Here is a 3,996-nt window from a genome sequence, read left to right as displayed (position 1 = left end):
TGACTCACAATGAACATCCTCTCCTACGGACACAAGATCCGTACAAATAGGGTGTCCACTAAACGAGGGTAACCTCAAATCGGGACAGATATAGAAAGATAAGTCCTTAGAGTAATTGATTCATCGCTAATCCGGCCGTGCCAGCGGTTGGGAAGGAGAATGACCATGAAGGCTTTGTATTGGGCATCTATTTTCTACCTCGTGTTGGGCTTGGGTGCTGGCGTGTTTTATCGAGAATTCACGCGGGCTAATGATTTCCCTGCGGGTGAGTTTACTCAGCTAAGTGTGGCGCATACTCACCTGCTAGCGCTCGGTTTCATGATGAGTCTTATTTTCTTGGTATTGGAGAAGGTCTTTGGCCTGTCGCGCAGCCGCGGTCAGTTCAATGCGTTCTTCTGGCTCTATAACGTCGGCGTGGTCGTCACTGTTGGCGCCATGATCTGGCACGGATGCCTGACCGTACTGGGGGAGGAGTCCTCTGCAATGATCTCTGGTATCGCTGGACTTGGACACATCCTTATTACGGTGGGCCTAATTGCATTCATCGCAGCGCTTGGTAATGCCATCGGTGAGTCCCAAGAAACTAAGTCCCAGGCAGCAGGTGAATAACAATGAGTGAGGCTGTCTCAAAGTGCCACAACGTCGGTTCTGCGAGATGGGAGCTCACCAAAACAAATGACCCTCATGGTCCCTACATAGTATTTTTGGAGAACTGCTCGGTCACAAGGAAAGTGCTGGTGGTTGAGGAGAAAAATGAACTTTCCTGGTCTGCTTGGCGTGTTTGTCATCGCAGATTAAATGAGAATCGACTTTTCGTCATCCACAAGGAGGGCTTGCCCATCTCTCAGGAGAAGCAGATTCCATTCTCGGCCGTAGGTCTCGACAGTCTGACTGATGACCTCTATTGAATAGGGCCCAGTGGTTCCCTGTGCATGAGGAACGATGACATGTGAAGTGAGGTTTAGCCCAGTGTAGTCGGTGAGCTGCGGTGCCGTTTTGGGATCGTCCATGATTGATGCCGGCTCAATTGACGGGCCGGCAATAATCGCTCCTGCAGAACTTCCAGCGTAAAGCTTTCCTTGATTTACCGCATCAGTTAGTAGACGATCGGCACCCGTTGACCTCAGTGCATTAAGAAGGCGGAACACCTCGCCGCTCGCGACATAAATGCAGTTGGCTGAGGCAATCTCATATTGAAGATGGTTTGATTTTGATTGTGACAGGGTGAGAGGAACTAAAGTTTCTGCTGCTTCTCCAATTGCTTTCCGTTCTGCTTGCGCAAACGGTGTATCGCGCATCTCTGAAGCGGCATCATCGATATATAGCACCCGACCCGAAATGTAGTTGCCTAAGTCAGGGTGCAGGAATGAGGCAAGTAGCAGTTTCATGGGCCCAGACTACGAAATTCTTGCCACTCCGACCATTCGAAGAGCAAAAGTCTCAAGATACCAACCGGAACGATGTCTCGAGGCTTCACATGGGGACAGTCGAGTAATCCCTAGCCCGGGCTACTCCACTACTGGCCCAGCTGAGCTTCCTCTCGCCATTTCTGAGTATTCCTCACACTGCCGCTGCCCGAAATGGGATGGTTCCGTCAAGACAAAAGTTTCTTGATGCCCTCGGAGAGGATCTCTTGTGGGCTAATGTGGTGCGCCGCGTGGAGGCGGGCATAAGTCGGCGCTTGTTCGGGGTTGATGGCAACACGCTTTTCGTCGGGCGCCATGGGCGCGGTCAGGGCGGCGCCGATCACTAGGTTTGATAACCGGTAGGCAGTTCCCAACGGATCCGAGACTCCCTCTCGTTCAAGCAGGACGCACATACGCTCAGAAAGGGCCAGGTAAGCAGGGCCTCTGGGGGCACGCATGCCGATGACCTGACCGGCCCACCGGTGGGTTGTGAGGTGCGTGAAGAAAGCTTGCATCAGAGCGGGCAGGTCGGCGTTGTTGATCGACTCGGACATCACGGGATCGTCTGCAAGCACTACATCGAGAGCAAGGTCGAACAAGTCGTCTACCGACTTCACACGGGAGTACAGGCTAGCTGGGGCGACGCCCACCTGTTGCGCCACAGACCTCATGGTGAGTGCCTTCAAACCACCTTCGTCCAACAGTCTGCCCGATGCTCTTGCAACTTCCGCAATATCCACGGCGCGATGGCGTTGCACAGGTTTCCGATGTTCCCAGTAGCTCACCCCACCAGCCTAACCAAACATGCTTGAACCACCTATCCAAACTATGTTAGTTTTGGCACATGCTGGATGCTACCAACCTTCCGATCGCTCTTGAGAACACTCGCCTACGCCTTCTCTCCGAACTGGACGCAGACGCGTATGCAGCAGGCACAAAAGACGAAGCTGTGCGGCGCTTCGCTCATCTGCCTGAACCTGATTACACCCCCGAGTCCGTGCGACGGATGATCTGTGACGAGGTTGCGACGGGCCTCTCGTCCGGCACGTTGGCAGTCCTAGCACTTGCCGACGCCGAGACCGACCGGTTCGTGGGTTCCGTGGTTCTCTTTGACGTTAGCTCCGAGGCTGCCGAGGTCGGGTTCTGGATTCATCCAGGTGCGCGAGGGGAAGGACATGCCCGTCGGGGCTTGGAGCTGGCATCACGCTTCGCGCGCAACAGTGGACTTAGAACCTTGACAGCACGCACGCTTCCGGAAAACAAGGCCTCCCAGCACTGCTTGACGACGGCGAGATTCCGCGAGACCGGACGAGGCGTAGGGACCACGCCCGCAGGACAGCGCGAGGAATTGTTCCACTACCAGCGCGATCTCGTGACCGCCGCCCAGTGGCCGTTGGTGACAGAACGACTTCGACTCCGTCTGCATGAGACAGACGATGTCGCATGGCTTCACAAGCTGTACTCGCAACCTGACGTTGCTCGTTTCCTGTTGGACGAGCCATGGACTGTGGAAGTTACCCGTGACAAGCTCACGGAGCGGCTATCAAAAACTGACCTCGATGGTGAGACTGCTGCACTTGCACTAGTCATCGAGTATGACGGCACCCCCATAGGAGACGTCACACTGTGGCTTACAGATAAGGAGCACCGTCAGGGCGAGATCGGGTGGGTTTTAAACCCGGCACACGCTGGGCAAGGATTCGCAAGCGAAGCTGTTCGCGCGGTACTTGCTCTCGGGTTTGACCATTACCATCTCCGCCGCATCACAGCGCAGATGGATGCCCGCAACAGCGCCTCAGCGGCACTTGCTAAGCGCGTTGGACTCCGGCTCGAAGCGCATCACGTCCAAGACTGGTTCAGCAAGGGCGAATGGACCGACACCCTCATCTACGCGAGACTCGCCTCCGAGAACTTTAGCCAATAAATGGTGTCTGATTTGAAATGAGCAGCAGCTGGACGCCATTAGCGGATAGCGAACTCTAGTTGCGTTTTCAGGCACAGATCTCGGATGGCAGTCCGCGCATAACAGGAAATGCCCCACCTACTTTTGTAGGAAGAGGCATTGTTTCATGCTTTCGGGGGTTGTTCGAACAATCAAACCTAATTCTTCGAACCCCCAATGGTGCCCCAGAGTGTGTCTGAGTTCATGACATATTTGACAGCCTGTGCCTGAGGGAACCGTCGTGATGCTTGACAGGTGAGTCGCGACATTGGGGCTACCTTACCGTGTTGGGTGATACTTGACTGGTGAGTCGGGACATGTTTGACACTATGAACAGTCCTAACCGCAATATGGCCATCGTCAAAGCTGTACGCCATCAAGGTCGCAATCCAGTGGCGTCGAAATAGAGTGTGGCCATTTAGGACCTAGGGCACCTTCTAAAGTCGGAGAGGGGGAAGGGCCCCGTCCGCCAGACGTAAGTGTCCTTTACGACGTCTTAGTGCTGCTGCTCGGAACGGTGAACCTTTGTACTGACCATCCGATCGAAGAAACCGGCACTCCAGAACAAAAAGTGAGGTTACCCTCGTTTAGTGGACACCCTATTTGTACGGATCTTGTGTCCGTAGGAGAGGATGTTCATTGTGAGTC

Annotated in this window: 4 protein-coding genes; 2 read left to right on the top strand and 2 right to left on the bottom strand. The window is 54.3% G+C overall.

What is annotated here, in order from left to right:
- Positions 1–165 precede the first annotated feature (165 nt).
- The gene (locus QP965_RS11360; RefSeq protein ID WP_284844961.1) at positions 166–609 is read left to right on the top strand and encodes a DUF2871 domain-containing protein; all 444 of its coding nucleotides are present in this window, start codon (positions 166–168) and stop codon (positions 607–609) included.
- Positions 610–794: 185 nt separating this feature from the next.
- Here QP965_RS11360 and QP965_RS11355 read toward each other — a convergent pair whose 3' ends face one another.
- Together QP965_RS11355 and QP965_RS11350 are read right to left on the bottom strand one after the other, a co-directional pair.
- Complete coding sequence (locus QP965_RS11355) at positions 795–1,388, bottom strand: Type 1 glutamine amidotransferase-like domain-containing protein (protein WP_284844962.1); 594 nt, start codon at positions 1,386–1,388, stop codon at positions 795–797.
- 206 nt (positions 1,389–1,594) lie between these two features.
- The gene (locus QP965_RS11350) at positions 1,595–2,164 is read right to left on the bottom strand and encodes a TetR/AcrR family transcriptional regulator (protein ID WP_284844963.1); all 570 of its coding nucleotides are present in this window, start codon (positions 2,162–2,164) and stop codon (positions 1,595–1,597) included.
- Positions 2,165–2,250: 86 nt separating this feature from the next.
- Between QP965_RS11350 and QP965_RS11345 the strand changes: the two genes are divergently transcribed.
- Positions 2,251–3,330: a GNAT family N-acetyltransferase gene (locus QP965_RS11345; protein ID WP_284844964.1), complete on the top strand. Its 1,080-nt coding sequence runs from the start codon at positions 2,251–2,253 to the stop codon at positions 3,328–3,330.
- The last annotated feature ends 666 nt before the right edge of the window (positions 3,331–3,996 follow it).

Source organism: Corynebacterium sp. MSK074, from assembly GCF_030229735.1.
Taxonomy (GTDB): domain Bacteria; phylum Actinomycetota; class Actinomycetes; order Mycobacteriales; family Mycobacteriaceae; genus Corynebacterium.
This window is presented reverse-complemented; position numbering and strand designations above follow the sequence as displayed.